The organism is Streptomyces sp. NPDC092952 (assembly GCF_044754785.1).
GTDB lineage: Bacteria > Actinomycetota > Actinomycetes > Streptomycetales > Streptomycetaceae > Streptomyces.
In genome coordinates this window covers 96,483-121,919 of the sequence record NZ_JBIVPT010000010.1, presented here as the reverse complement: position 1 = coordinate 121,919, position 25,437 = coordinate 96,483, and the positions used below count along the sequence as shown (strand labels likewise).

Annotated in this window: 24 protein-coding genes; 10 read left to right on the top strand and 14 right to left on the bottom strand. The window is 72.1% G+C overall.

The window, feature by feature from the left end; translation table 11 throughout:
* Window positions 1-139: 139 nt before the first annotated feature.
* Window positions 140-466 (bottom strand): hypothetical protein, encoded by a 327-nt coding sequence (locus tag ACIQGQ_RS23695; protein ID WP_402398634.1) that lies wholly within the window; start codon window positions 464-466, stop codon window positions 140-142.
* Between the two features lie 1,361 nt (window positions 467-1,827).
* Window positions 1,828-2,301, bottom strand: a complete 474-nt coding sequence (locus ACIQGQ_RS23690) for a MarR family winged helix-turn-helix transcriptional regulator (RefSeq protein WP_402398633.1) — start codon at window positions 2,299-2,301, stop codon at window positions 1,828-1,830.
* 82 nt (window positions 2,302-2,383) lie between these two features.
* On the opposite strand from ACIQGQ_RS23690, the gene ACIQGQ_RS23685 reads away from it, so the two are divergent.
* Window positions 2,384-3,322 carry a zinc-binding alcohol dehydrogenase family protein gene (locus ACIQGQ_RS23685; protein WP_402398632.1) on the top strand — a complete coding sequence of 313 codons (939 nt, stop codon included), beginning with the start codon at window positions 2,384-2,386 and terminating at the stop codon, window positions 3,320-3,322.
* Between the two features lie 445 nt (window positions 3,323-3,767).
* Here the strand turns inward: ACIQGQ_RS23685 and ACIQGQ_RS23680 are convergent, their stop codons facing one another.
* Complete coding sequence (locus ACIQGQ_RS23680) at window positions 3,768-4,127, bottom strand: VOC family protein (RefSeq protein ID WP_402398631.1); 360 nt, start codon at window positions 4,125-4,127, stop codon at window positions 3,768-3,770.
* A 132-nt stretch (window positions 4,128-4,259) separates the two neighbouring features.
* Between ACIQGQ_RS23680 and ACIQGQ_RS23675 the strand changes: the two genes are divergently transcribed.
* On the top strand, window positions 4,260-5,000 hold the full coding sequence (locus ACIQGQ_RS23675) for an SDR family NAD(P)-dependent oxidoreductase (RefSeq protein ID WP_402398630.1): 741 nt from the start codon (window positions 4,260-4,262) through the stop codon (window positions 4,998-5,000).
* Window positions 5,001-5,063: 63 nt separating this feature from the next.
* On the opposite strand, the gene ACIQGQ_RS23670 is transcribed toward ACIQGQ_RS23675, so the two are convergent.
* Window positions 5,064-6,473 carry an aminopeptidase P family protein gene (locus ACIQGQ_RS23670; protein WP_402398629.1) on the bottom strand — a complete coding sequence of 470 codons (1,410 nt, stop codon included), beginning with the start codon at window positions 6,471-6,473 and terminating at the stop codon, window positions 5,064-5,066.
* Window positions 6,474-6,705: 232 nt separating this feature from the next.
* On the opposite strand from ACIQGQ_RS23670, the gene ACIQGQ_RS23665 reads away from it, so the two are divergent.
* On the top strand, window positions 6,706-7,689 hold the full coding sequence (locus ACIQGQ_RS23665) for a LuxR family transcriptional regulator (RefSeq protein WP_402398811.1): 984 nt from the start codon (window positions 6,706-6,708) through the stop codon (window positions 7,687-7,689).
* A 15-nt stretch (window positions 7,690-7,704) separates the two neighbouring features.
* On the opposite strand, the gene ACIQGQ_RS23660 is transcribed toward ACIQGQ_RS23665, so the two are convergent.
* Window positions 7,705-8,097 carry a glyoxalase/bleomycin resistance/extradiol dioxygenase family protein gene (locus tag ACIQGQ_RS23660; protein ID WP_402398628.1) on the bottom strand — a complete coding sequence of 131 codons (393 nt, stop codon included), beginning with the start codon at window positions 8,095-8,097 and terminating at the stop codon, window positions 7,705-7,707.
* A gap of 67 nt (window positions 8,098-8,164) precedes the next feature.
* The gene (locus tag ACIQGQ_RS23655) at window positions 8,165-8,899 is read right to left on the bottom strand and encodes a dienelactone hydrolase family protein (protein ID WP_402398627.1); all 735 of its coding nucleotides are present in this window, start codon (window positions 8,897-8,899) and stop codon (window positions 8,165-8,167) included.
* A 268-nt stretch (window positions 8,900-9,167) separates the two neighbouring features.
* Here ACIQGQ_RS23655 and ACIQGQ_RS23650 point away from each other — a divergent pair, with 268 nt between their 5' ends.
* Window positions 9,168-10,019 (top strand): MHYT domain-containing protein, encoded by an 852-nt coding sequence (locus ACIQGQ_RS23650; protein WP_402398626.1) that lies wholly within the window; start codon window positions 9,168-9,170, stop codon window positions 10,017-10,019.
* Between the two features lie 168 nt (window positions 10,020-10,187).
* Here ACIQGQ_RS23650 and ACIQGQ_RS23645 read toward each other — a convergent pair whose 3' ends face one another.
* Window positions 10,188-10,838 (bottom strand): HD domain-containing protein, encoded by a 651-nt coding sequence (locus tag ACIQGQ_RS23645; RefSeq protein ID WP_402398625.1) that lies wholly within the window; start codon window positions 10,836-10,838, stop codon window positions 10,188-10,190.
* A 101-nt stretch (window positions 10,839-10,939) separates the two neighbouring features.
* On the opposite strand from ACIQGQ_RS23645, the gene ACIQGQ_RS23640 reads away from it, so the two are divergent.
* A complete protein-coding gene (locus ACIQGQ_RS23640; RefSeq protein WP_402398624.1) occupies window positions 10,940-11,905 on the top strand; it encodes a GlxA family transcriptional regulator in 966 nt (321 codons plus the stop codon).
* Between the two features lie 78 nt (window positions 11,906-11,983).
* Window positions 11,984-12,706: a class I SAM-dependent methyltransferase gene (locus tag ACIQGQ_RS23635; RefSeq protein WP_402398623.1), complete on the top strand. Its 723-nt coding sequence runs from the start codon at window positions 11,984-11,986 to the stop codon at window positions 12,704-12,706.
* Window positions 12,707-12,776: 70 nt separating this feature from the next.
* On the opposite strand, the gene ACIQGQ_RS23630 is transcribed toward ACIQGQ_RS23635, so the two are convergent.
* The 3 genes from ACIQGQ_RS23630 to ACIQGQ_RS23620 all read right to left on the bottom strand — a co-directional run bounded on the left by ACIQGQ_RS23630 (window position 12,777) and on the right by ACIQGQ_RS23620 (window position 15,538).
* On the bottom strand, window positions 12,777-13,604 hold the full coding sequence (locus tag ACIQGQ_RS23630) for an aldo/keto reductase (RefSeq protein WP_402398622.1): 828 nt from the start codon (window positions 13,602-13,604) through the stop codon (window positions 12,777-12,779).
* 61 nt (window positions 13,605-13,665) lie between these two features.
* Complete coding sequence (locus tag ACIQGQ_RS23625; protein ID WP_402398621.1) at window positions 13,666-14,877, bottom strand: MFS transporter; 1,212 nt, start codon at window positions 14,875-14,877, stop codon at window positions 13,666-13,668.
* A 166-nt stretch (window positions 14,878-15,043) separates the two neighbouring features.
* On the bottom strand, window positions 15,044-15,538 hold the full coding sequence (locus ACIQGQ_RS23620) for a VOC family protein (RefSeq protein ID WP_402398620.1): 495 nt from the start codon (window positions 15,536-15,538) through the stop codon (window positions 15,044-15,046).
* 269 nt (window positions 15,539-15,807) lie between these two features.
* On the opposite strand from ACIQGQ_RS23620, the gene ACIQGQ_RS23615 reads away from it, so the two are divergent.
* A complete protein-coding gene (locus ACIQGQ_RS23615) occupies window positions 15,808-16,278 on the top strand; it encodes a MarR family winged helix-turn-helix transcriptional regulator (protein ID WP_402398619.1) in 471 nt (156 codons plus the stop codon).
* Between the two features lie 457 nt (window positions 16,279-16,735).
* Here the strand turns inward: ACIQGQ_RS23615 and ACIQGQ_RS23610 are convergent, their stop codons facing one another.
* Entirely contained in the window at window positions 16,736-18,253 is a 1,518-nt protein-coding gene (locus tag ACIQGQ_RS23610; RefSeq protein WP_402398618.1) for an FAD-dependent monooxygenase, read from the bottom strand.
* A gap of 113 nt (window positions 18,254-18,366) precedes the next feature.
* Entirely contained in the window at window positions 18,367-18,981 is a 615-nt protein-coding gene (locus tag ACIQGQ_RS23605; protein WP_402398617.1) for a TetR/AcrR family transcriptional regulator, read from the bottom strand.
* Window positions 18,982-19,025: 44 nt separating this feature from the next.
* Between ACIQGQ_RS23605 and ACIQGQ_RS23600 the strand changes: the two genes are divergently transcribed.
* Complete coding sequence (locus ACIQGQ_RS23600; protein ID WP_402398616.1) at window positions 19,026-20,279, top strand: oxygenase MpaB family protein; 1,254 nt, start codon at window positions 19,026-19,028, stop codon at window positions 20,277-20,279.
* Window positions 20,280-20,404: 125 nt separating this feature from the next.
* The gene (locus tag ACIQGQ_RS23595; RefSeq protein ID WP_402398615.1) at window positions 20,405-21,088 is read left to right on the top strand and encodes a tyrosine-protein phosphatase; all 684 of its coding nucleotides are present in this window, start codon (window positions 20,405-20,407) and stop codon (window positions 21,086-21,088) included.
* Between the two features lie 92 nt (window positions 21,089-21,180).
* On the opposite strand, the gene ACIQGQ_RS23590 is transcribed toward ACIQGQ_RS23595, so the two are convergent.
* Window positions 21,181-21,843, bottom strand: a complete 663-nt coding sequence (locus ACIQGQ_RS23590) for a lysophospholipid acyltransferase family protein (protein WP_402398614.1) — start codon at window positions 21,841-21,843, stop codon at window positions 21,181-21,183.
* A 363-nt stretch (window positions 21,844-22,206) separates the two neighbouring features.
* On the opposite strand from ACIQGQ_RS23590, the gene ACIQGQ_RS23585 reads away from it, so the two are divergent.
* Window positions 22,207-22,995: an IclR family transcriptional regulator gene (locus tag ACIQGQ_RS23585; RefSeq protein ID WP_402398613.1), complete on the top strand. Its 789-nt coding sequence runs from the start codon at window positions 22,207-22,209 to the stop codon at window positions 22,993-22,995.
* Window positions 22,996-23,081: 86 nt separating this feature from the next.
* Here ACIQGQ_RS23585 and ACIQGQ_RS23580 read toward each other — a convergent pair whose 3' ends face one another.
* The gene (locus tag ACIQGQ_RS23580; protein ID WP_402398612.1) at window positions 23,082-25,379 is read right to left on the bottom strand and encodes an FAD-dependent oxidoreductase; all 2,298 of its coding nucleotides are present in this window, start codon (window positions 25,377-25,379) and stop codon (window positions 23,082-23,084) included.
* Between the last annotated feature and the right edge of the window lie 58 nt (window positions 25,380-25,437).

Sequence of the window (25,437 nt, the reverse complement as noted above, 5' to 3'; positions counted from 1 at the left end):
TTCAGCCGATACACCAGCAAGAGCCGGACAACGGCCGGACACATTCAACCGATACGCCGACAAAGGGCGGAGCGCGTCAGCCGATACGCCGACAAAGGGCGGAGCGCGCCAGTCGGCGCACCGGCAAGGGCGGGGCGCGTCAGTCGGTGCGGTCCACCCAGACGTTCGCGACGTACCCCGCACCCCAGGGATTGGAGACGACCGAGGCCTGGCCGACCGGGGCCCAGTCACCGAGAACGATGCGCTGCGGGAGTCTGGGGTCGAGCGGGTTGAGCACCACGTGGATCCGGTGCAGGCCCGTACCGCTGCTACAGAGACTGGAGAGCGTACCGCTCCCGGACGAGACGGTGCAGTCGCCGGGCACCGCCTGAGCGGCGGGCGCCACGGCCAGCACCAGACCCGCCGCGGCCACGGCGAGGGCCACGGCCCCGGTCGCCCGCTTACGGGAAAGAGACTTCACGAACATGGGAACTCCTTCGTCCTATGACGACACGCAACAGAAAAAAAGGGGGGCGCACACGCGGACGGAACACGGAGAAGAACCGGTCCGGCCTCTACAGGCGGATCCCATGGGGTACCACGGACACCGCACACGCCACACAACACAACGCCGAATGAAGAAGCAGACGATCGCCTGCCTGGCCACACGTCAGATCCTGCCCACACCCACGACTCCCGGCAAGACCCACACCAAATCTGGTACAGACCAATCCCACCAACCAACACACACCCACCCACCCACCACGACGGAGGCGAGGCACACCAACAAAAACCCCACCCCACCCCCCAAACCCGACACAAACCCCACCACAGACCCCACCCGCCCGCAGACCCGGGGCGGGCAGACCGGCACCGCCCTACGGCCGGTCCCACCCGCCGAAAACCTTCCCAGGGGAATGCGCCGCATGCCCCCACCGCCCGAACCCCGCCCCTTCCCGCCGGGCCGCTCCAGGACCGTACGGCCCTCCCGACCAACGGCGGACCAGGCACCGGACTACGGACGGCCCAGGCCATCACCACCCAGGCGCGGACCATCCTGGGCGGGCACACATCAAAGCGTCCGACCACGACCGCAGAACCCGGGGCAGCACCGCGCGGCAGCAGCGCGTGGACACGACCGACACCGCACCACCGACCACACTCCCCGACAGACCGGACCAGGCGCGGACCCCCCATCCACCCCCGCGTCGACGCCCTGCGGAAACCCGGCCCCCAGAACACCGCCCCCCCTGCACCCCCAAATTCTGGAGGCAGCACCACACAGCGCGGCACACGACACCATGTGCCGTCACCCGACAGCCCCACCCCACTCATGACGGAAACCACCAGGGCACACCCACCCGCCCCCACCCCGACCGTGGGCACACCCCGCACCGACACCCAAAACCCGCACCACCAGACCCCAAGCCCCAAGCGCGCGAGGGACGACCGACGGCCACGAAGGGTTCGACACCTGGCAGGACGTCTGCCCCGGGCGCACGAGGGACGACCGTCGGAGCCCGTAGCGGGGCAGACCCGGTACGTGCCTGCCCTGGGCGCTTCGTCGCCGCCCTGCCCTACCCCATCGTCACTGAAGCCCCCCGAGTCCTTGGCATTCATCAGTCGATGCTGGTGACCCAGATCAATCGCCCGGAGAAAGACCTGGGCCGACCCCTGATCGAGCACGCAGAACGCGGCCGCAGGATGCGACCTGCCCCGTTCGGCAGGAGGGTTGCGGCGGTGGTGCGACGGATCGGCTCCGGAACGTGACCATGGAAGGCGTCGGCCGTGAATTGGACACGACGCTCGACTCCCTGATCTCAGGTCCGGACGGCTGCCTTGCAACCGCTACTCGCCACCCGGGCCGGTTTCAGCGCAGGGCTCTTCCGGCTGGACTATGCGCGCGAGGAGATCCATGAGCTGGGTCCGCTCGGCGGGCGTCAAGGCAGCGGTCAGCTCATCGTTCGCCTCGCGGCCCAGTTTCTCCGTCTGAATCAGGCGGCGTTTCCCGCTCGGCGAGAGGGAAATGGCGTTCTTGCGACGGTCCTTGGCATCCGGCGCTCGGGTTACGAGGCCATCGTTCTGGAGGTCGTTGAGGATCGCGACCATGTCCTTGGGATCGATGCTCAGGCTGCGGCCCAGCTCGGCCTGCGATACGGGACCCAGTTCGGCGACTCCCGACAGGACGGCATGGTGCATCATCCGCATGCCCACCTGAGAGAGGGCTTCGGCGACGAGCCGGTGCCCCCGAGCTGCGACACGGCCCAGGAGCCAGCTGGGGAGGGAGCGAATACGGGAGGGAGCGCGGGTGGTCTCGGACATGGGACCAGACTAACCAGAAAATCATTGGGGTTCCCTACGATTCTTCGCTATCGTTGGGTCTCCCAATGACCTGGAGGTGCGCATGCGGCGGGTTCGCTTCTATGAGTACGGCGGTCCGGAAGTGCTCCGCGTCGAAGATGCGGCAGCCCCCAAGCCCGGCCCGGGGGAACTGCTGGTCCGCACGGAAGCCATCGGCGTAACCCTTCCCTCCGTGCGCAAGACTCGCGGCGAAGAGGGCAGGACGCCGCTACCGGGAGTCCTTGGAGGCGAGGTCGCCGGAACGGTGATCGCCCTCGGCTCGGATGTGACGGATTTCGAGGTCGGCGACCGCATCACGTCGCTGACTTTCGGCGGCGGCTCGTATTCCGAACTGGCAATCGCACCCAGCTCCATGGCGAGCCGCATACCGGACGGAGCGAGCGCCGTCCAGGCCGTCGCGCTCGTGCGCAGCGGACGCGTCGCCCTCGCCGCCCTCGCCACGGCCCGTCCCCTCGTGAGCGAGTCGGTCCTCATCACGGGCGCCGCAAGCGGAGTGGGACATCTCGCGGTCCAACTGGCCAGGCTTCAGGGCATTGAAAGGGTCGTCGCGGCCGTGAGCTCGCACACCAAGGTGGAATTCCTCCGCAGTCTGGGTGCCGACGAGATCGTGACCTACGACAGCGAGCACTGGGGGGAGCCGGTCGATGTCGTCCTGGACGGAGTCGGCGGAGATCTGCTCCCCCGCGCCGTCTCCGCCCTTGCACCCGGCGGGCGACTCATCTTCTTCAACTCGGGTGGCGGCACCGTTCCCGCCTTCGACCTCCTGGCAGGATCGAAAACCATCACCGGGCTCACCATGGCGAGGTTTGCCAACACTCAGCGTGAGCTCTATGACCAACATGGCGAGGAGCTTTGGAAGCTGACCCTGTCCGGGCGGTTGCGGCCAGCCGTCCACGCCCAAATTCCGCTGACTGACGCGGCGCGAGCGCACGAGATCATCGAAGCCCGTGCCAACCTCGGCAAGGTCGTCTTGCTGCCCTGAGGACGAGGCTGGCCCGCGTCGGGAAACGCGTGGCCGCTGGGGCCAGGAAGACTCCCACAGAGGAAATGACACGGCGATGAGACAGAACTCATCGGCCATGCCATGAGACAGCCAGAGAAGCCGCAGGTCACGGCGTCGAGCGGTGCCACGGGTCGCGAGATCCAACATTTGTCCCATGTCTCACCGAACGGGTTCGAGCAGATCAACCCTGTGTCCGTTTCCAATGGAAACGGACACAGCAGAGATCGGGGCGCGGTGGAGCTGAGCGATCCCGTGGACGCGCCGGGCGGCTTTGTCCGGCCTCGACCGCCTGGAGCCGGTCCTGCGCCGTATCGAGGTCGGGCCCCCGGCGATCCGACCGTCCCCGCCCGGACGCCTGCCGTCTGCCGTCTGCCGTCTGCCGTCTGCCGACCGGCGTCCGGCACCCGGCGTCCAGCGCGGCTTCTCAGCCCTGGCAGATGCAGAAGGGGTGGCCGGCCGGGTCGGTGAGGACCCGTGCCCGGGTGGCGTCGTGCGGCTGGTGGTCCGGGCTGCCCGCGCCGAGTTCCAGCAGTTCCGCCTCGGCCGCGTCGAGATCGTCGACGTCGAAACAGAGGTGCATCTGCTGGGGAACGGTCTGGCCGGGCCACTGCGGGGGTCGGTAGTCCTCGACCCGCTGGAAGCCGATGAAGAGTCCGTCCCCGCGGGTCAGGCCCGCGAAGTCGGCGTCCGACGCAGGGTGCGGCTCGAAGCCGGTGGCCCGCCGGTAGAAGGCCGCCAGGGCCAGCGGGTCGGGGCAGTCGAACGTGACGGCGGTCAGCTTCATCCTCGTAGGGACGGACACGGCGCCTCCAGGGCGGTCGGCGAACTTCTACGGCCGGTACCGAAGACTACGGGTCCGAGCACCGGGTCGGATTCCCGCCAGCGCCCGGACCCGGCGCCCGCGAAGCTCCATGACATGAATCGACTTGAAGGAAAAGTTGCCCTGGTCACCGGCGGCAGCCGGGGCATCGGTGCCGCCATTGCGCTGCGCCTGGCCGAAGAGGGTGCCGACACCGTACTGACCTACGAGAACAACGCGGAGCACGCCGACGCCGTGGCCGGGCGGATCAGGGCCGCGGGGCGCCGGGGTCTGGCCCTGCGCTCCGACAGCGCCCTGCCCGGGGCTCCGGCCGCCGCGGTGGAGGAGGCGGTCGCGGCGTTCGGCAGGCTCGACATCCTGGTCAACAACGCCGCGGTCTTCCTCGTCGGCCCCCTGGAGGACTGGGGGGCGGCGGAGATCGACCGCACCCTGGCGGTGAACGTCCGGGCCCCGTTCACCGCGGCCCAGGCCGCCGCCCGTCACATGGGTCCGGGCGGGCGCATCATCAGCATCGGCAGCAACGTCGCCGACCGCGCCCCCTTCCCGGGGCTGGCGCTGTACTCGATGAGCAAGACCGCCCTGGCGGGGATGACCCGGGGGCTGGCCCGGGAGCTGGGCCCGCGCGGGATCACCGTGAACCTGGTGCACCCCGGCCCCACCGACACCGACGCCAACCCCGCCGACGGGCCGAACGCCCAGGCGATCGCGGGCCTGACCTCGGTGGGCCGCTACGCCCGGACCACCGAGATCGCGGCCACCGTCGCCCATCTGGCGGGCGAGGACGGTGACTACATCACCGGGGCCGAACTCCACGTCGACGGCGGCTTCACCGCCTGACCCACGGAAGCAGCAGAAGTAGGGGGAGGGCCGGCGGCCCTCCCCCTTGTCCTCGCCCGGACCTCAGCCGGCGAACCGGGCCATCCACGCCTCGACGGCCTCCGCGGACCTCGGCAGCCCCGCCGACAGGTTCTCGTGACCGTCCTCGGTGACGAGGAGGTCGTCCTCGATCCGGACGCCGATGCCCCGCCACTCCTCGGGCACGGTCAGGTCGTCGGGCTGGAAGTACAGCCCCGGCTCCACGGTGAGCACCATGCCCGGCTCCAGCACCCCCTCGACGTACTCCTCGTTCCTGGCCTGCGCGCAGTCGTGGACGTCCAGGCCGAGCATGTGGCCGGTGCCCGCCATCGTGAAGCGGCGCTGCAGGCCCAGCTCGTACGCGCGGTCGGCCGGGCCCTCGATGAAGCCCCACTCGACCAGTCGGGCCGCCAGGTGGCGCTGGGACGCCTCGTGGAAGTCGCGATAGGCGGCACCCGGCTTGACCGCCGCCATGCCGGCCTCCTGCGCCTCGTACACCGCGTCGTAGGCCTTGCGCTGCACGGGGGTGAAGGTGCCACTGATCGGGAGGGTGCGGGTGACGTCGGCGGTGTAGAGGGTGTCCGTCTCCACCCCGGCGTCGAGCAGGAGGAGGTCGCCCGGGCGCACCGGGCCGTCGTTGTTCGTCCAGTGCATGATCGTGGCGTGGTCGCCCGCGGCGCAGATCGTGCCGTAGCCGACGGCGTTGCCCTCCAGGCGGGCCCGGCGGAAGAACGTGCCCTCGATCCACCGCTCGGAGGAGGCGACCGCCTTGGAGAGTTCGCCGATGACGTCGGTGAATCCGCGGACGGTGGAGTCCACGGCCTTGCGGAGTTCGCCGATCTCCCAGTCGTCCTTGACCAGACGGAGGGCGTCGAGTGCCTCCTCCAGCTCGGCGTCCCGGTCCTCTTCGGTGCTGACGGCGGCCTCCAGGGCCGGGTCGATGCCGCGGACGATCCGGGTCGGGGCGGTGGAGACGGCCAGGTCCTCGGCCGCGGTGCGCACGTCCCGGCAGGGCAGTCCGAGGACGGTCCGCGCCTCGGCCAGGGAGCGGCGCCGGCCCATCCACAGTTCGGCCGTGGAGCCGGTCCAGAACTCGTTGTTGTCACGGGCGTCGCGCGGCAGCTGGTAGCAGTAGGCGTCGTGGCCGCCGTCCGCGCGGGGTTCGAGGACGAGCGCGCCGTCCCGGGCCTGGTCCCCGGTCATGTGGACGTAGCCCGAGTACGCCCGGAAGGGGTAGGTGTCGTCGTTGGAGCGGACCTTGAGGTTCCCCGAGGGGACGACGAGGCGCTCGCCGGGGAATCGCGCGGAGAGCGCGGCACGGCGGCGGGCCGCGTGCGGGGCCTGCACGTCGGGGGCCAGGTCGTGCCGTTCGGTGTCCGCCCAGCCGGTACGCATCAGGGCGGACAGTTCCTCGGAGATCCCTGCGTAGAGACCGTTCTTGCGGCCTTTCGCCACGGCTTACACCTTTCTTCTCATCCGTATCCCGGGGATGCCGGGGGCCTGGAGTTCTGGAAATTCCCGGGAGCCACGGGAGTTCCTGGGGCCCGGGGGTTGCGGGCCGGTGTCCGCCGTCAGGCGGTGGTTTCCCGGACGCTACCGGGCGGTGCCCGTGCGTGGAGCCGAGGAGTGCCACTGGCACGGATCGGCCACGGAGCAGTGCGCGGAGGCCGACAATGGACACATGAGGATGGAGAACGCGGAGCCCGGCGAGGCGCTCCGGATGCTGGGGATCGGGCCTGCCTCGGTCCGGGTCTACCTGGCGCTGCTGGAGCTGGCACCGGCCCCGCTGGGCGCGGTCGGCGAGGCGGCCGGGCTGGAGGGCGAGGAGCTGGCGGGGGCGTACGGTGCGCTGGTCGGGGCGGGGCTGGCCAGTGCCGCCGGGAAGGACGGGGACGTGGTGGCCCCGGTGCCGCCCGCCGCGGGGCTGGAGATCCTCGCCCGGCACCGGGCGGCCGAGATCGAGGAGTCGCGGATCGCCGTCGGAGGCGCGTTCGAGTCGTTCAGGCGCCACCGGCTGGCCGCGTACAACGACGATCTCGTGGAGGTCGTCACGGGTGAGGCGGTCGGGCCGCGGATGCGGCAGGCCTGGGCCAGCGCCCGGGAACAGATCCGGCAGTTCGAGTCACCGCCGTACTTCCCGATGCCGGAGACCACCGACGACGCGCTGGCCACGCTGGCACGCGGGATCACGCAGCGCGTCGTGTACTCGCGGGAGTCGCTGGAGCATCCGGGACACCTGACGGAGGTCATCGAGCCGTGTGTCAGGGCCGGCGAGCAGGCCCGGGTGATGCCGTCGGTCCCGGTCAAACTCGTGATCATCGACGAGGCGTACGCGCTGGTGTCGCTGTCGATCCGGGAGGCCGACGTGCACAACACGATGCTGGTGGTACAGCCGTGCGGTCTGCTGTCCGCGCTGATCGCGCTGTTCGAGCAGTCCTGGGCCGGTGCCCTGCCGCTGCACGGCCGCACCGCCCGCCCGGGCGGCCTGCCACCCGCCGACCGGCGGCTGCTGTGGCTCCTGGCGGGCGGGGCCAGGGACGACGTGATCGCCCGGGAGCTGGGCATCAGCCGTCGCACGCTCTTCCGCCGGCTACAGGTTCTGATGGCCCGGCTGGGCGCGGCGAACCGTTTCCAGCTGGCCCTCCAGGCACAGCGGTCGGGCTTGCTGTGAACCGGGGCGGGGCGGTCAGTACGTCTGGATCTCCAGCAGATTGCCGTCCGGGTCGCACAGATGCGCGGCACGCAGTCCCCATCCCGGCAGATCCCGGGCCGGTGCCACCGGACGCGCACCGTGCGCGAGACACAGCGTGACAGCCTCGTCCAGCGCGGCGGCATCCGCGACCGGCAGGACGAGGACCGTACCGCCGGCCGCGGGGGCACCGGGCACCGTGGTGGTGAACATGTCCCGCCGGATCACGGCGAAAGCGGTATCGCCCCTAGGGGTGTCCCAGCTGGCGTATCCGGAGTCGGCGTCGCCGCGCGCGGGCACGTGTCCGGCCAGTGCGGGCAGTACGGCCGCGTAGAAGGCGAAGGCGGCCGGATAGTCGTCGGTGAGCACACGCGGGTAGAGGGCGGGCATGGCGCTCACCCTACGGGAGCGGGCGGTTTCGCGGGGGCGGTTCGGCGCCCCCGCGAGGGCGGGGAGTTCAGTTGTCGGTCAGGGTGGCGGCGAGAAGGGGCAGCAGGCGGTCCCAGTGGCGCTGGAGCCCGGCGGCGTCGTAGGCGTCGGTGTCGGCCATGGTGAAGCCGTGGACGGTGCCGGGATAGATCTCGGAGGTGTGGTCGACCCCCGCGGCGTCCAGGTCCCGGCCGAGCGCGTCGAGGTCCTGGGGGGTCAGGTCGCCCTCGGCGTGGCCGAGATGGACCCGGGCGGTGACCGGGGCGAAGAGGCCGGGCCCGTCGGCGGCCACGGGGGCGTGGAACGCGGCGACGGCCGCGACCCGGCCGGGATGGGCCGCGGCGGTACGCATCGCCAGGAGGCCGCCGAAGCAGTAGCCGGTCACACCGACCGGTCCGGGGGCGACCTCGGGGCGGGCGGTGAGGAAGTCGAGGTAGGCGTCCGCGTCGCTCAGCGTGCGTTCGGCGGTGTGCTCCTTGATCAGGGGCATCAGCCGGGTGATGAGTTCGCCGCGCTCCTTCTCCCCGATGTGTCCGGGAAGCCTGACCACCGGTGCCGGGCCGGTGCGGTAGAAGATGTTGGGGACGAGTACGAAGTAGCCGTGCCCGGCCAGTTCGCGGGCCATCTCCCGCAGGACGGGCCGGATCCCGAAGGCGTCCATGTACATCAGCACACCGGGATGGCGCCCGCCGTCGCCGGGGTGGGCGGCGAAGGCGTCGGCCGTGCCGTCCGCGGTGGGAATGTGCAGTGTTTCGGTACGCATGGTTCTCCTGCCGTGGCTGATGGGTCGGGCCTACCTGGGCGGCGCGGAGTGACATTCCATCAGGTCTCGGTCCGGAAACGCCACGACCCCATATAGGCGCTTTGTCCGTGCGTCATGTCACAGAAGGTCCATTTCAAGATCAATCTTGGCGATTCTTAATCATTTGGTTATCCAGGAGCGGATTTTCGGCCATTGTGACTGCATATCGTCATCGGGCGGATTCCGGAGGGGAGTTCGTACGGCTCGGACAAAAGGGAGGGGCGGAGCGATGGCATCCGCGACCGTCGACGGATTCAGCCAGGGGTTCGTGACCCCGGTCGCCGGGTTCCTGGTGGCATGGCTGGGAGGCGCCCTCGGGCTGCGGTGCACGAACCGGTCGATGCACAGCGGGGGCGGCGCGAAGGCGGGCTGGCTCGCGCTCGGCTCCACGTCGATCGGGGTCGGGATCTGGACGATGCACTTCATCGCGATGCTCGGCTTCAGCGTGGCGGAATCACCCATCACCTACGACGGCACGCTGACCGCGGCGAGCCTCGTCGTGGCGGTCACCGTCGTGGGCATCGGCATCTTCACCGTCGGCTACCTGGGGGCGCGTCGGCCTGCGCTGGTGACGGCCGGCGTGCTGATGGGACTGGGCATCGCGGGCATGCACTACCTCGGCATGGCGGCGATGCACGTCGGGTCCGGGGTCACCTACTCCATGCCCCTGGTCGTGCTGTCCATCGTGATCGCGGTCGCCGCCTCGACCGCCGCGCTGTGGTCGGCGATGTCGGCGTACGGGTTCCGGGCGAGCCTGCGGGCCAGCCTCATCTTCGGCGTCGCGGTCGCCGCGATGCACTACACCGGAATGGCCGCGCTGAACGTGGAAATGGGCGCGGGACACGGCTCGCACACCGGTGGCATGACAGGCACACAGCTACTCGTACCCATGCTCCTGGGCCCCGCCGTGTTCCTCGTCATCGCCGCAGCGATCGTCATGTTCGACCCCGTCCTCATGCTCGGCAACGAATGGAACGGCGCCCCGGGCACCCGCCCGGCCGGCACCGCCTCCACCGCCACGGCCCGGCGGCACACCGCGCGGCAGAAGACCCGGCGGCAGAAGGCGGACAGCAGCCTGTGACGGGGCGCGGCCCCTTGCCCCCGCCGCTGCCCTTTCCACCGGCTTTCCACCGCGGACGGCGGCTGCCGGGGCGCGGGCAGGGGCGGCGTCGCACCGCAGGATCGGCGGGGTGGCGTTCATTCCCTGACGGAATTCGACCGTTCCGAGGTCCGCGGGGCCTCCGTGGGATCACTCCGGCCAGTCGGAGTGACGGATGACCTCCACGAAGTCGCCCCGGCTGAAACCGGGGACGAAGTGGGCCAGCACATCGGCCTTGACATTGCCGAAGGTGGTGTCGGGGCGGTCCTTGATGCCGTCGGTGAACGCGGTGAGGATGCGGTTCTTGAAGTCGGGTCGGGGGTGGGCCGCGACCACGGCGGCACGCTGCTCGTCGGTGACCGCGTGGTAGCCGATCCCCAGGACGTCGAGTTCGACGCCACGGGTGACCAGGGCGATCTCGGGGGCCATGTGGAGGGGGATCTCGGGTGTGGTGTGCAGGGCGATGGCGGTCCACACCCGCTCGGCCGGTTCGCCGGTGATGCCGTGGGCGTGGAGGAAGCGGCGGGCCTCGTCGGCGCCGTCGATCTCGAAGCGCTGGTCGGTACGGGCGTAGCGGGTGGTCAGGCCGAGGTCGTGGAACATCGCTCCGATGTAGAGCAGCTCCGGGTCGAAATCCAGTCCCTGCCGGGCACCGCGCAGGGCACCGAAGAGGAACACGCGGCGCGAGTGGTCGAACAGGAGCGGAGTGGCGGCCTCGCGCACCAGCTCGGTCGCCTCCTTCGCCAGGGCGCTGTCGGGGATCCGTACGCCCGCGATCGTCCGGGCGGTCTGGGTGGTCATGGCGGGTCTCCCTCGGGGTGTGGTGTGCGGTCCTCTCCACGGTCCCGCGCGGTCTAGGCTGGCGCCATGTCTCTGCGGCCATGTACCCCTCGGATCCGGACATGACGCGGCGGGTCGGGTTCCTCGTCTTCGACGCGGTGACCCTGCTTGATGTCAGCGGCCCGCTGGAGGTCTTCGACCAGGCGGCTCGGCGCGGCCACGGTTACGGAACGTTCCTGGTCTCCCCGCACGGCGGCCCCGTCACCACGTCCGCCGGGGTGGTACTGGCGGCCACCGCCGCGCCCGGGGACGCGGGGGAGCTGGACACCCTGGTGGTCGCGGGGGCCGACCGTCTCGCCGGCGAGGAGGTGGACGGGGCGTTGCTGGAGGCGGCCGGGGTGCTGGCCGGGCGGGCGCGGCGGGTGGCGTCCGTATGCACGGGGGCGTTCGTCCTGGCCGGGCTCGGACTGCTCGACGGGCGCCGGGCCACCACGCACTGGCGGCATGCCCGGGCGTTGGCCCTGCGCCATCCCCGGGTGCGGGTCGAGGCCGACGCGCTCCATGTGCGTGACGGCCGTTTCCACACCAGTGCGGGAATCAGCGCCGGGATCGATCTCGCGCTGGCGCTGGTGGAGCAGGACCACGGTCCCGAGGCGGCGCGAGGGATCGCCCGTGAGCTGGTGGTGTTCATGCAGCGGCCGGGCGGGCAGTCCCAGTTCTCCGCCGCCCTGGCCACGCCGCCGGTCCGGGGTGATCTGCTGCGTTCCCTGACCGCTGCCGTGCTGGCCGATCCGTCCGCCGATCACAGCCCGTCCGCGATGGCCGCCACCGCCTGCGTGAGCACCCGTCATCTCTCCCGGCTCTTCCGGGCCGAGTTGCGGACCACCCCGGCGCGCTGGGTCGAGCGGGTCCGGCTGGACCGTGCCCGGCAGCTCCTTCTGGACGGTCACGGCATCGCCTCGGCCGCCCGGCTGAGCGGTCTGGGCAGCGACGAGACGCTGCGCCGGGTCTTCGCCCGGCACCTGGGCATCACGCCCACCGAGTACCGCAGGCGTTTCGGGACCACCGACCCGCCGGCCTCCGAGTAGCGCCCTCTGCACCTTGGGGTTCAACCGCGAGGAAAAATGCGGTGGTTGAGAGGAGAGAGGGTGCGTAGTTTCGGTGGTATGGCTGATGAGTGCTTCACGGATCCGGTACTGGCCGCGCTCTACGATCCGCTCGACCCCGACCGGAGCGATCTCGACGCCTATCTGGGCATGGTGCGGGAATTCGGGGCGCGGCGGGTGCTGGACGTCGGTTGCGGGACGGGGGTGTTCGCGCTGCTGCTGGCCGGCCGGGGTGTCGAGGTCACCGGTGTCGAACCGGCCCTGGCGTCCCTGGAGGTCGCACGGGCCAAGCCGGGCGGCGGGCGGGTGCGGTGGGTCCACGGGGACGCGACGGTGCCGCTGCCGGTGCGCGCGGACCTGGTGACGATGACGGCGAACGTCGCCCAGGCCATCACCGGCCCCCGGGACTGGGAGCTGACGCTGCGGCATGCGTTCGATGCGCTGGAGGCGGGCGGACGGCTGGTCTTCGAGACCCGTGATCCGGCCCGGCGCGCCTGGGAGGAGTGGACGCGGGAGAGGTCGCGGAGCGTGGTGGAGGTCGCCGGGACCGGGCCGGTGGAGAGCTGGGTGGACCTGGTGGAGGTGGCGCTGCCGCTGGTGACGTTCCGCTCGACCTATGTGTTCGCGGACGGGCGGGTGATGACCGCGGACTCGACGCTGCGGTTCCGGGAACGGGACGAGATCGGGGAGGCGCTGGCCGCGCAGGGCTATGTGGTGGACGAGGTGCGTGACGCGCCCGACCGGCCGGGCCGGGAGTTCGTGTTCGTGGCACGCCGCCCCTGAACGGCGGTCCGCCGGACGGTGCCCGCAGGGGCGTCGTCCGGCGGACCGGGGACCGTGTACCGGCCGTGCGTCAGTTGAACTCGTCCGGGTCGGGGCCGGTGCGCAGACCCCGGTCGGTGGCGGCGATGGCGGCCATGTCGTCGTCGGTGAGGGTGAAGTCGAAGACGTCGAGGTTCTGGCGGATGCGGGCCGGGGTGACGGACTTGGGGATGACGATGTTGCCGAGCTGGAGGTGCCAGCGCAGGACGACCTGGGCGGGTGACTTGCCGGTGCGGTCGGCGATCGCGGTGATCTCCGGGTCGCTCAGGACGGCGCCCTGGGCGAGCGGGCTCCAGGCCTCGGTGGCGATGCCGTGCTCGGCGTGGAAGGCGCGCAGTTCGGCCTGCTGGAGGCCGGGGTGCAGCTCGACCTGGTTGACCGCGGGGACGAGGTCGCTGGTGTCCAGGAGGCGCTGGAGGTGGGCGGGCTGGAAGTTGGAGACGCCCGCGGCCCGGATGCGGCCGTCGGCGGCCAGCTTCTCCAGGGCCTTCCAGGTGTCGGCGTAGAGGTCGCGGGCGGGGGTGGGCCAGTGGATCAGGTAGAGGTCGACGTGGTCCAGGCCCAGCTTGGCGAGGCTGGCGTCGAAGGCACGCAGGGTGGCGTCGTGGCCCTGGTCGGCGTTCCACAGCTTGGTGGTGACGAACAGGTCCTCGCGGGGCAGGCCGGAGGCGGCGAGGGCGCGGCCGACGCCGGCCTCGTTGCCGTAGATCGCGGCGGTGTCGATGCTGCGGTATCCGGCTTCCAGGGCGGCGGAGACGGCGGTGGTGGTCTCGTCGTCGGGGACCTGGAAGACGCCGAAGCCGAGCTGGGGGATCTCGACGCCGTTGTTCAGCTTCACGGTGGGAACGTTGCCGGTCATGGTGGTTCGCTTCCTTGCTGTCGCGGGAGTGGGGGGTCGGAGTGGGAGAGGGAGTCGGGGGTCAGCCGTGGACGGGGACCGGGGCGGGACCGTCGACGGGGGCAGGCCCGTCGGCGGGCACGGCCGCGGGGGTACGGCGTTCCAGGGCGGCGGACCAGAGGGCGAGGCCGAGGGCCGCGGCCGCCAGCAGGGCGCCGACCCAGTTCGGGGCGGTCCAGCCGAGTCCGGCGGCGATGACCATGCCGCCGAGCCAGGCGGCGAGCGCGTTGCCGAGGTTGAACGCGCCGATGTTGACGGCGGAGGCCAGGGTGGGGGCGCCGTGGGCGTGGTCCAGGACGCGCTTCTGCAGCGGCGGGACGGTCGCGAAGCCGAGGGCGCCCACGAGCAGGATCGTGACGGCGGCGGCGATCTTGTCGTGCGCGGTGAAGGTGAACAGGCCGAGCACGACGGCCAGACCGCCGAGGGTGGTGTAGAGCATCGGCATCAGCCTGCGGTCGGCGAAGCGGCCGCCGAGGAGGTTGCCAAGGAACATGCCGACGCCGAGCAGGGCCAGCAGCCAGGTGACCGCTCCGTCCGAGTAGCCAGCGACGTCGGTCATCATCGGGGCGATGTAGGTGATCGCGGCGAAGACACCGCCGAAGCCGAGCACGGTCATCGCCATCGCGAGGAGGACCTGCGGGTTGCGGAACGCGGTCAGTTCCTGGCGCAGCCGGGCGCCCTCGGGGCGGGGCAGGGCGGGGACCAGCCGGGCGATGCCGAGCAGGCCGACGACGCCGAGCGCGGCGACCGCCGCGAAGGTGGTCCGCCAGCCCACGGCCTGGCCGATGAAGGTGCCGACCGGTACGCCGACGATGTTCGCGACGGTGAGCCCGGTGAACATCGTGGCGATCGCACCGGCCTTCTTGTCCGGCGCGACCAGGTCGGCCGCGACCACGGAGCCGATCCCGAAGAACGCCCCGTGGGCGAACGAGGCGACGACGCGGCCCGCGAGCATGGCCCCGAAGCTCGGCGCGACGGCGGACAGCAGGTTGCCGGCCGTGAACAGGACCATGAGCAGCATGAGCATCGTCTTGCGGCTGATCCTGGTGCCGAGGACCGTCATCAGCGGTGCGCCGATGACGACGCCTGCCGCGTAACCGGTGACGAGGAGCCCCGCGGTGGGGACGGACACGCCGTAGTCGGCGGCGATCTGGGGCAGGAGACCCATCACCACGAACTCGGTGGTGCCGATCCCGAAGGCCCCGACGGCCAGGGCGAGGAGTGCGAGCGGCATGGGAGCGGCCCTCCATACGGATTGCTGGTGCGCCTTACGGGACACGACAATAGTTGCATGCGCGCCATAAATGCAAACGCGGGCATTCATCTATGGCCGTGGACCTTGGGCGGGCGGCATCCGCGCCGGCACCTCCGGGACGCGTCGGGGCGGGGCAGGTGCGGCCTCAGCCGGCGAAACCGCCCCGGGGCTGGATGATCTCCAGGTTGGTGCCGTCCGGGTCGTTGAAGTACGCGACCCTGGTCCCCAGCGCCGCGTCCGGGGTCACCTCGCCCGCCACGAAGGTGTAGTCGTCGCCGAGGAAGCCGTACCCGGCATCCTTCATCCGCCGGTACACCGCGTCGAAGTCGTCGACCCGGAAGCACAGGTGCATCGAGCCCGGACGGTTGGCCATCCCTCCCGTCCGCTCGCCCCGCGGCTCCTGGAACTCGATGAGGTCGATGCCGAGGCTGTTGTCCAGGTTGATCGTGGCGTAGCGGAGTTTCGCGGTGGGCAGTCCCTGCGACCTGCCGAACGGGTCGCTGTGCATGGTCTCGCCCGCGACGACGGGCTCCCGCCCGGTCAGGGCCCGGTAGAACGCGACCGAGACGTCCAGATCGGCGACCGAGATCCCGACATGGGCGGCCAGGGTGAGGTTCATCGCAGCGCCGGAAACGGCCATGGTCATCCCCTTCGTCTCGCACCCTCCGGTGCCGTACGGCAACCGGGGCACGGCGGCCCTGGGAACAGGGCGGCTGCAACCGATTGTCCCGGCCCCGGCGGATCCCGCATCTCCTCCGCCCACGCCCCGTCACCGCCCGATCCCGTCCGCAACCACGGGGCGCCGGGGTGTTCCTTGCAGGGGCGGCATACCGTTCCTCGCGGATTGCCCCGGCCCAGGGCTTACCCTGGACGGTGTCGCACCGGGAAACGGGAAAGGAACCCATCCCCATGACCGCCACGGACCGTTCACTGACCGCCCTCGCCAACGGTTGGGCCGCCCTGTCGTTCCTGCACGGCAGGATCGAGGCACACATCGAGCGGGCACTGCAGTCCGGGCACGGCCTGAGCGTGCGGGAGTACTCCCTGCTCGACGTGCTCAGCCGCCAGCACGACGGAGAGGGCGGCCATCTGCAGATGAAGCAGGTCGCCGACGCGGTCGTGCTCAGCCAGAGCGCCACCACCCGCCTGGTGAGCCGGCTGGAGGACCGCGGCCTGCTGGCCCGCTACCTCTGCCCGACCGACCGGCGCGGTATCTACACCAACGTCACCGAGGACGGGCTGCGCCTCCTCGAAGAGGCCCGGCCGACCAACGACGCGGCCCTGCGCGAGGCGCTGGGCGAGGCCGCCGGCAACCCCGAACTCGCCCCGCTGGTCGCGGTCGTGGAGGCGGTGACCCCGCCCTCGCACGCCACCGTGTGACCCGACGGCCGGCCCGGGGCGCCACCGTGCCGCCGCACCGCCGGCGTCCGCGTCCTCCCCCGCGCCGAGGCCCGGGCCCGTCCCGGCGGCCGCGGTGCCCAGCGCTTCGGCGAGGCGGGCGACGGGACCGGAGGGCGGGTGGGGCAGCCGGGCCGGGGCCGGCCGCCGCACCTCCTGCGGTCCGCCGCGCACCGGCAGTACGCGTACGCCGGGCGGTGCGGCCGTAGCCATCGCGCCGGGCAGGGTGGTCAGTCCGCAGCCCGTGGCGACCAGACGGAACCGGGTCGGCCTGTCGCGGGCCGTGTGCGGGATCCCGGGGCGTTCGTCCAGACCCGGCCGCACCCCCATCCGGTGGTCGGCGCCGTCGACCCCACGGATGCCCGGCGTCCGTGGGAACTGTCCACGGACCTTCTGGCCACCGCCGGCTGAACCACCCACCGCCCCGGGGGCGCGTGGTTCACCTCCCGGACGCGTCCGGGCCCGGCAGCCCACGGCCCTGGTCGGAGCACTGCCGCAGGTACTGGGCCAGTACGTCCGGCAGTGCCCGGCCGCCCGGCACCCAGGCCGCGTATCCGTCCGGTCGCACCAGCGCCGCGTCGAACGGCAGGCCCGTGACGGGCCGGGCCCTGACCACCCGCACGGCCCCTTCCCACCGTCGGGCCTCCTCCCCGTGGCCGTCGCTCCCCCCGCCGAGCAGCAGAAGCAGCGGCCTGCCGTCACGCAGCAGCGTGATCACGTCGGTCCCGCCGTCCGGCGTGTCCAGCACCAGGTTGCTCAGGAACTCCCCCGTGCCCCTCGGCCCCTCATGGCCGGGGAGCACCGTGTCCTGGGCGCTGATCATCGCGCCGAGACGCCCCTGCGCACGGTCCGCCGGCAGCATGCCGGTGAACACCTCGCGCAACGCGTCCAGTTCGGCCCCGGGCCGCATCAGCGCGAGCTGCGCCCGGGTCTGCTCCACGATGCGCCCGGCGGCCGGGCGGCGCTCGGCGTCGTAGGTGTCCAACAGCCCCGCGGCTGCCCGGCCGTTGACGGCCAGGGCCAGTTTCCACCCCAGATTGAGGGCGTCGAGCACCCCGGCACTCAAGCCCTGCCCGCCGATCGGGAAGTGGACATGTGCCGCGTCCCCCGCCAGGAAGACCCGTCCGGCGCGGAAGTCCCGGGCCAGACGGGAGAAGTCGCTGAACCTGCTGAGCCACTGCGGATCACCCATCCCGATGTCCCGGCCCGCCAGCCGGGACACCTCACCGCGCAGTTCCTCCAGTACCGGCGGAACCTCCCGGCCCGCGAAGGCACCGGAGCAGTTCAGCGTCCGGATATGCGTACGGCCGTCGGCGGTGTGCTTGGCGACGATCCAGCCGCGCGGCGTCTGGTGCCACCCCGGGGCGAGCTCGTCGGGCCGGGCTAGGGTCACGGTGCCCGCCAGCGCGGACACCGTGGCCTCGTGGGTGTCGGACGCGATGCCCACGAGGCCACGCACCGTACTGCGTGCTCCGTCCGCTCCCACCGCGTACCGGCCCGTACAGACCATCGTCCCGTGCGGCCCGTCGGCCGTGACCCGGACCCCTTCGGCCCCCTGAGAGACTCCCGTCACCCGGTACCCGCGCAGTACCCGGGCCCCGGCCTCGCGCGCCCGTGCCTCGAAATGGCGTTCCAGCTCGGCCTGAACACACTTGAGGACCGGGACGGGCTCGTTCGCCGGGGTCGTGATGGCCAGTCCCGGCAGGCCCGCGAAATGGAACGGACTCTCCCCCGGACCGTCCCGGTACGAGCGCACGGGACCCGGCAGGTACCCGCGACGGGCCAGAACCTGCACCGCCCGGGCATGCAACGTGGTCGCCCTCGGCCAGTCCGACACGGCGTCCGTCGACTCCAGCAGTACGGTGTCGACCCCGTACCCGGCGAGCTCGGCGGCGAGCAGCATCCCGACCGGGCCCCCACCGACGACCACGACCTCCGCCGCTTCCTCCCCACGCACCACAACACACCTGGCCCTTCGACCCACCCGCACACCACGGAACAACACTGGACGGACCATTCATACCTTCGCCCTCCGTCCCGCCCGTCGGCGGGGCGGGAGCGCGACGGCGGTCAGGGCAGGAGGCCGGGCGGGGAGGCGGCTGTGCCCGTCAGGTATGCGGCGGCCAGGGCGGTGAGCTCTTCGACCAGTTCCTCGCGGGGGATGGCCGGACGGTCGAGTACCCAGCGCACACTGAGCGCCTCCATCGCGGCGACGAGTACCCAGGCCCGCGTGGTCCCCCGGCCCGCCGGTGGGGTGTGGCCCGCGACATAGGCCGAGCACAGGTCCTGGACGCGGCGGCGCAGGCTGTGCAGATGGTCCCCGTGAAAGCCGGGCGGCACTTCCTCGACCACAACGCGAAGGAGTCGCGAGTCGTGCTCGACGGCGCGGAGCAGCGCTTCGACGACGCTGGGGATCAGCCGCTCGGACGGCTGGTCGAGCTGGTCGGCGAGCGAGGCCGCGATCCGGTCGCCGGTCTCGGCCCAGTACCGCTCCATGATCATGACGAGCAGCTCGTCCTTGTCACGAAAGTACTGGTAGAGGGAGCCGGGGCTGATGTCCGCCTCGGCGGCGACCCGGGTCGTCGCGAACCGGGCGTAGCCGTCGCGGGCCAGGACCGTCCGCCCCGCTTCGACGATCCGCTCGACCATCTGCCGTGACCGCTCCTGCCGGGGCGTCCTGCGCATACACGAATTGTATGCGAATGATTACTCGCGTTACAACGGTCGGTATGACACGGAGCGACGCGGCACGTGGTGAGGGACGGTTTCCGGGCCGGTTCCGGGAGGCCGAGGAGCGCGGGCGCAGGATCGCCCGTCCGCTCCTGTGGCTGACGGGTATCGGCGGGGAGGTTGACGAGGAGTTGATGGAGCGGCTGGGGGCGGCCCTTCTGCAGCGGGACGAGCCCGGCGCCGCCCTGGCCGGGGCGATGGGGCTCCCGGACGGGGCGGCGGGCCGGGTGACGCGGGCCCAGGTGGGTGCGGCGTTACGCGCGGCGCCGGACATGCCCGAGGGTCTGCCCGGGGCTCTGCGGTCGTTCCTGGAGCAGGTGGTGGCCGTGCCGGACTGGGTGGACTGGGGGCGGGTGGAGTCGGGGGCGGCGACGTTCCGTTCGCTGGGACGCAACAGCGGCGACGTCCTCACGCTTCTCTCGCTGGTCGGCGGATACCGGTTCGGCGGTCCGGCGGATCTGCTGGTGCTCACCGGTGGGCTGGCGGACGGGCGGACGCTGCGGCGGCTGGGCGAGACGGCCGCCTGGTCCCACGCGGTGACGCGTCCGGGCGGGCTGCGTCCGGGGGCCGAGGGCTGGCGTCTGACGGTCCATGTGCGGGTGATGCACGCGCTGGTGAACGCCCGTTTCGCGGCGCGGTGGGACACCGGGCGGTGGGGCTGTCCGATCAGCCAGGCCGACCAGGCGGCCACGCTGGGGCTGTTCGACGCGACGGTGATCGTGGGGTGCTTGGCGCTGGGGGTGCGCCTGACCCGGCGGCAGCGGGACGACCTCATGCACCTGTGGCGGTACGTCGGCTGGCTGATGGGCGTGGCGCCGCAGTGGCTGACCGACGACGAGGACGTCCGGCACCGGTGGAACTACCACATCCTGCTGGCCGCCGGCGGCCAGAGCGGGGCCGGTCGGGAACTGGCCCGGCTGACGATGGACGCCCAGGCAGAGCGGGCCTTCGGGCACCGCGCCCCGGCCGTGGAGCGGCTCCACCAACGCTACGAACGGGCCCGGCAGCTGAGCATGCTCACCGCTTTCGTGGGGCTGCCGGGCATGCGCGACCTGGGCCTGCGGCCCAGGCTGCCGTGGGCCGTGCCGCTCGCGCAGACGAGGAACGTCGTGCGCTACCGGGTCCTCGGCGCGCTGCCCGGAGGCCGGCACCGGCTGGAGGAGCGCGGGGCCCGGGCGCAGAACGCGTACCTGGCGTCGCTGTTCCCCGGCGGCGGCGACGCCGCGGTGGCCCGACTTCCGGAATCGGCCTGACGCACCTCGCGGACGTCCGCGCACGGGCCCCGGTACGGCCGGGTGCGCGGGGTGACGCCGGGGACGTTCCCGGGCCGAGGCGGGCACGTCCCGGCAGGGCGGGCATCGGGACATACAGTGGCCCGATGACGACCGACAGCATAGGAACGACGCCGCTGACCAGCATCGACGGCATCCGGAACTTCCGGGACGCCGGCGGGGCCGGGGCGCTGCCGCGCGGCCTGCTCTACCGTTCCGGCGCCCTGCACGGCCTGACGGCCGAGGGCGCGCGGGCCCTGGAGGACGCGGGCGTGCGTACCGTCGTCGACCTGCGCAGCCGGCCCGAGGTGTCCGACCGGCCCGACGCCCTGCACGGCGCCGGGATCAGGTATCTGCACGTGCCGGTGTACGCGGAGCAGCGGTGGCCGCAGGAGCAGATGGAGCTGTATCCGTCGATGGCGGAGCATGCCGGGCGCTCCGTGCTGGCCGTGTTGCGGCGGCTCACCGCCGAGCGGCCCGAGCCGGTCCTGGTCCACTGCGCCTCCGGGAAGGACCGGACCGGTGTGGTGGTCGCTGTCCTACAGACCCTGTTCGGTGCCTCCGAGGCCGAGGTCACCGCCGATTTCGTACGCACCAATGCCGAACTGGGCCTCGGTCGCACCGCGCCGACGGGTGCGCGGGGACACAACACGCTGCCGGTCGAGCCCCGGCATCTGGCGCGCGCCCTGTTGTGGATCCGGAGCCACCACGGCTCCGTCGCCGGTTATCTGCGCGCGCATGGCGCCGCGCCGCATGAGCTTCCCGGCGTCGACGGGACGCCCGCCCGCTGAGCCCACGGGTGCCGGACCGGGCGGGTCGTCCCGCTCGACGGGCCCGCACGCGCTGCCGCATCGCGGGCCGTCCTGTGGTGGAACCGCTCGGGTCAGGCGGCCAGAGCGGCGGGTTCGCGCAGATGGGCGGCGGCCGTGCGCCATGCCTCCGTCACCGCCGTACGGGCCCGTGCCGTGCGGGCGGCCCGGTCACCGGTCAGCTCCAGGGGCGCACCCACGTGTACATGGAGGTCCGGGCGGCGCAGGGGCGCGGTCACCAGACCGGCCAGCTGCTTGGCGGCACCGCCCGAGGCGAGCCGGCGGGCTCCCGCCTGGCCCACCGGAACGACGGGGGCGCCGGTGTACTCGACGATCCGGGCCAGGCCGCTGCGGAACGGGCCGGGGGCGGCTTCCGCGGCGTCCCGGCGGCGGGGCAGCCCGCCCTCCGCGTAGATGAGGACCAGGCGCCCCCGCTCCAGGGCCCGCGCCGCGAGGTCCAGCGAGGCCGCCGCCCGCCGGTCCCCTCGGACGACGGGGATGTGCCCCTCGCGGGCGAGCGCGCGGCCCAGCAGCGGGATCCGCCACAGCCCCGCGGCCGCCATGACGACCGGCTCGACGCCGAGGCGGCGCAGCGCGGCGATCACGACGGCGGGGTCGGCCAGGGAGGTGTGGTTCGCGGCCACGATGCTTCCGGGCGCGAGACCCGCGCCGGGGTCGGTGGTCACCGACAGACGGCCGGCCGCGGGCACCAGCACCTCGGCGATACGGCTGAGCATGAACGGGCTCCCTGAGTCTGCGGGTTCGGGGCGTTTCCCCCTCGCGTCCGGCCTTCATCGTCAAGGGCCGGAACACTCCGGCGCCTGAGTACCGGTACTCATCTCCCCGCCCCGTGGGAGCCGACGGGAACCGCCTCGCGGAACCGGGCGGTTCGGCGCTTCCGGCGCGGTCCGGTACCGAACACCGCAGCCTCTCATGGCGGGTCACGCGGGTGCGGGGCGGCCCCTCCCCCGGACCGTCAGGAGCCCGGCGCGTCCAGGAGCTTGTTCCGGCCATGAACTGGCAAATTCCTCTCACGGGATGGCCAGTTAGGCGATATGCTGATGCAGAATGTGCAAACGATTTGCAGAATAAGGAGGGTCATGGCTACTCGGGCGACCGACGCCGGGACGAACCAGAGCGTCGAACGGGCTGTCTCGGTGCTGCGCGCACTCGACTCCGGCCGCGCCGAACTACGTGTCTCGGACGTCGCCGAACTCACCGGGCTGGGCTCCTCGACGACGTCCCGGCTGCTGTCCACCCTCGAACGCCTCGACATGGTGGAGCGCGACCCCGTCAGCAATCTCTACCGGCTCAGCCTCGGCATCCTGCCGCTCGCCGCCACCGCGGCCAACCGCCACCCGGTGCACCGCGCCGCCCGCATGGTCCTCCAGGACCTCGCCACCCGTACCGGGCTCGGGGCCAATGCCGCCATCCGCCGCGGCACCGAGCTGATGTTCCTGTGCAACTTCGAGGGTGCCCGCGCCCCCAAGTCCTATACACAGGCCGGGCACAGCGCCCCGCTGCACGCCACCAGCATCGGCAAGTGCCTGCTCACCGGCCTCACTCCCAAGGAGCGCCGCAAGCTGCTCCCCGAGCCGCTCGCGGCGCACACCGATTTCACGACCACCAGCCACGATCTCCTCGACGCCGAGATCGAGACCGTCCGCCGCACCGGATACGCCATCGAGGCCGAGGAGCGCGCCCTGGGCCGGGCCTCCCTCGCCGCGCCCGTCCGGGACGGCTCGGGGGACGTGGTCGCCGCCATCTCCCTGTGGGGCCCCACCTCCCTGCTCGGCAGCCACACCGAGGCCGAGGGACAGCGCCTCGCCCTGACCCGGGAGGTCGTCGAGGCCGCCGACGTCATCAGTCAGGCGCTCGGCGCCCTCTGAGCCCGCCGCGCGCAGAGACCCGCGAGGGGCCCGGTGAAAGGCCGACAGCCTTTCACCGGGCCCCTTCGCCGTACCGGCGGGCGCCGTTACGCGCCGTACGCCTTGAACGCGGTCACCTGGGCGTGCCGCGCCCCGTGCGTCGCGTCCACCACGAGCCGCAGCGCGTCGGTGCGCACGGGCCCGCCGTCCTCGCCGGTCAGTGCGTGCACCCGGTGGCGGCGGCGGTTGTCCGTCACCGTCAGCAGGGTGCGCCAGCCGCCGTCGGGCTCGCGGCTCTCGATCCGGTAGTCGCGGACCAGCTCCGGCATGACCTCGAACGGGGTGCGGTGCCGGTGCAGGTTGTTGAGGTACTCGTCGACGTCGTCGTCGAACACCACCCGCACCTCGGCGATCCCCTGCTCGCCGTCCCAGTCCAGGCGCAGCCACTCCTCGGCCCGCTCCGGGTCGGGCAGCGGGGCGGACGACCACTTCTGCGGGCCGCCGTAGGGGCGCTGGTAGCCGCCGACGGCGCGCTCGGGCAGGAAGGCCCCGGTCTCCGGCGTCGCACGGAACGCGAAGGTCTGCCGCCGCAGTCCGCGGGCCTGCCACTCCAGGACCAGCTGGCCCTCCTCCTCCGGGATGTCGTGGTCGACGGCCGCGTCCCCCTCGACCCTGCTGCGCAGCGCGAGGACGCCCTCGGTGCGCTCGGGCACGAGGACCAGGGCCGCGCCCGGGCAGGAGCCGACGATCAGGACGACGTTCTCCGGGGTGTCGGGACGGTGGTCGAGCCGGGCCGTGACCCAGTGGGGGCCGCCGGCGGGCACGGTCACCGTGGTGGTGAGCAGCCGGTCGACCGGGACGGCGTTCTCGGGGCGGCCGGTGCTCCACAGCTCCACGGCGAGCTCGACCGGCTCCTCCGGCGCGCCGTGGACCAGCAGTTCGACCGTGTCGAGCGCGGGGTCCACGGGCAGCAGCAGCGCGAGGTCGCGGCTGAGCGGGTACGGCTCGCCGGGCGCAGCCCCGGCGGGCTCGGCGGCCAGGTGCCCCAGGTGCGAGGAGGCGCTGACCCTGGCCGCGCGCGCCAGGTTGCCGGGGTCGTCGTCGGCGAGGCCGATGACGGAGGCGTCCTGCCGCAGCAGGGTACGACGTACCAGTTCGGGTCGTTTCGTGGCGAGTTCGCGCGGGGTGAGGTCCTCGGTGACGCACAGCGCCGCGGCGGTTCCGGCGGCCTCGCCGAGGGTGGCGCAGGTGGCCATGACCCGGGTGGCGCCGAAGGCGATGTGGGTGGCGGAGATGTTGCGCCCGGCGAAGAACAGGTTGGTGACGTTCGCCGAGTACAGGGAGCGCAGCGGGATGTGGAAGATGCCGTCCGCGTAGCGCTGGCGGGCGCCCGGCTCGTCCGCGTACATGCCCTGGACCGGGTGGAGGTCGACGGACCAGCCGCCGAAGGCGATCCGGTCGTCGAACTGGCGCTGTTCGAGGATGTCCTGCTGGGTGAGGACGTAGTCGCCGAGGAAGCGGCGGTACTCGCGCTTGCCGGGGAGGCTGCCGACCCACTCCAGGGTGAGGTTCTCGGCGTCCGGGAACTCCCCGGAGTTCTTGATGTGGTCCCAGATCCCCATGATCACGGACTGGAGTTCGTCGCGGATGCGCTCGTTGTCGTGGACGGTGTCGATCTCGCCGCCCCACTCGATCCACCAGTAGTCGCAGCCGTTGTCACCGGTGCGCAGGACCCGGTTGCGCAGGATGGGCGTGGTGGTGAGGTCGCGGGCGGAGTCGGGCGCCACGAACTTCACCGGCCGGCCCAGGTCCTTGGTGTGGAACAGGATCGTCGAGCCGAGCAGCGCCTCGTCCTGCTCCTCGGGCGCCCAGGGCTCGTCGAACTCCGCACGGGCCTCGCGGCCGATACGGTACTCGGCGCCGGCGAAGTGGCCGAGCAGGCCGTCGCCGGTGCAGTCGAGGAACTGCTTCGCGTGGAAGGTGATGCGCCGCTCCGAACCCATCATCCAGCCGGTGCACGAGTGCAGCGCGCGGGCGTCGTCCGGGCCGCTCGCGTCGACCTCGCGCACGTCGGTGTTGAGGTACAGGTCGATGTTGGGCTCGGCCCGTACGGCGTCGAGGACCACCTGGTCCCAGTAGTACGGGTTGCCCTCGGGGTTGCGGTACTGGTTCTCGGTGTACAGCTCGCCCATGATGCCGGTCTCCCGGGCCCACCGGTGCACCCCGTGGGCGGTGGCGCCGCAGACCCAGACCCGGATCTCGCTGCTGGCGTTGCCGCCCAGGACGGGCCGGTTGTTGACCAGGGCGACACGTCGGCCGAGCCGGGCCGCGGCGATGGCCGCGCAGGTCCCCGCCAGGCCGCCGCCGATGACGGCGATGTCGTAATGGACCTCTTCTTCCCGCACGGTGCGGCCTCCTTGGAGTGAAGCTCGGATACTCTCCGCCGCAGCGGAGCGTCCTTGA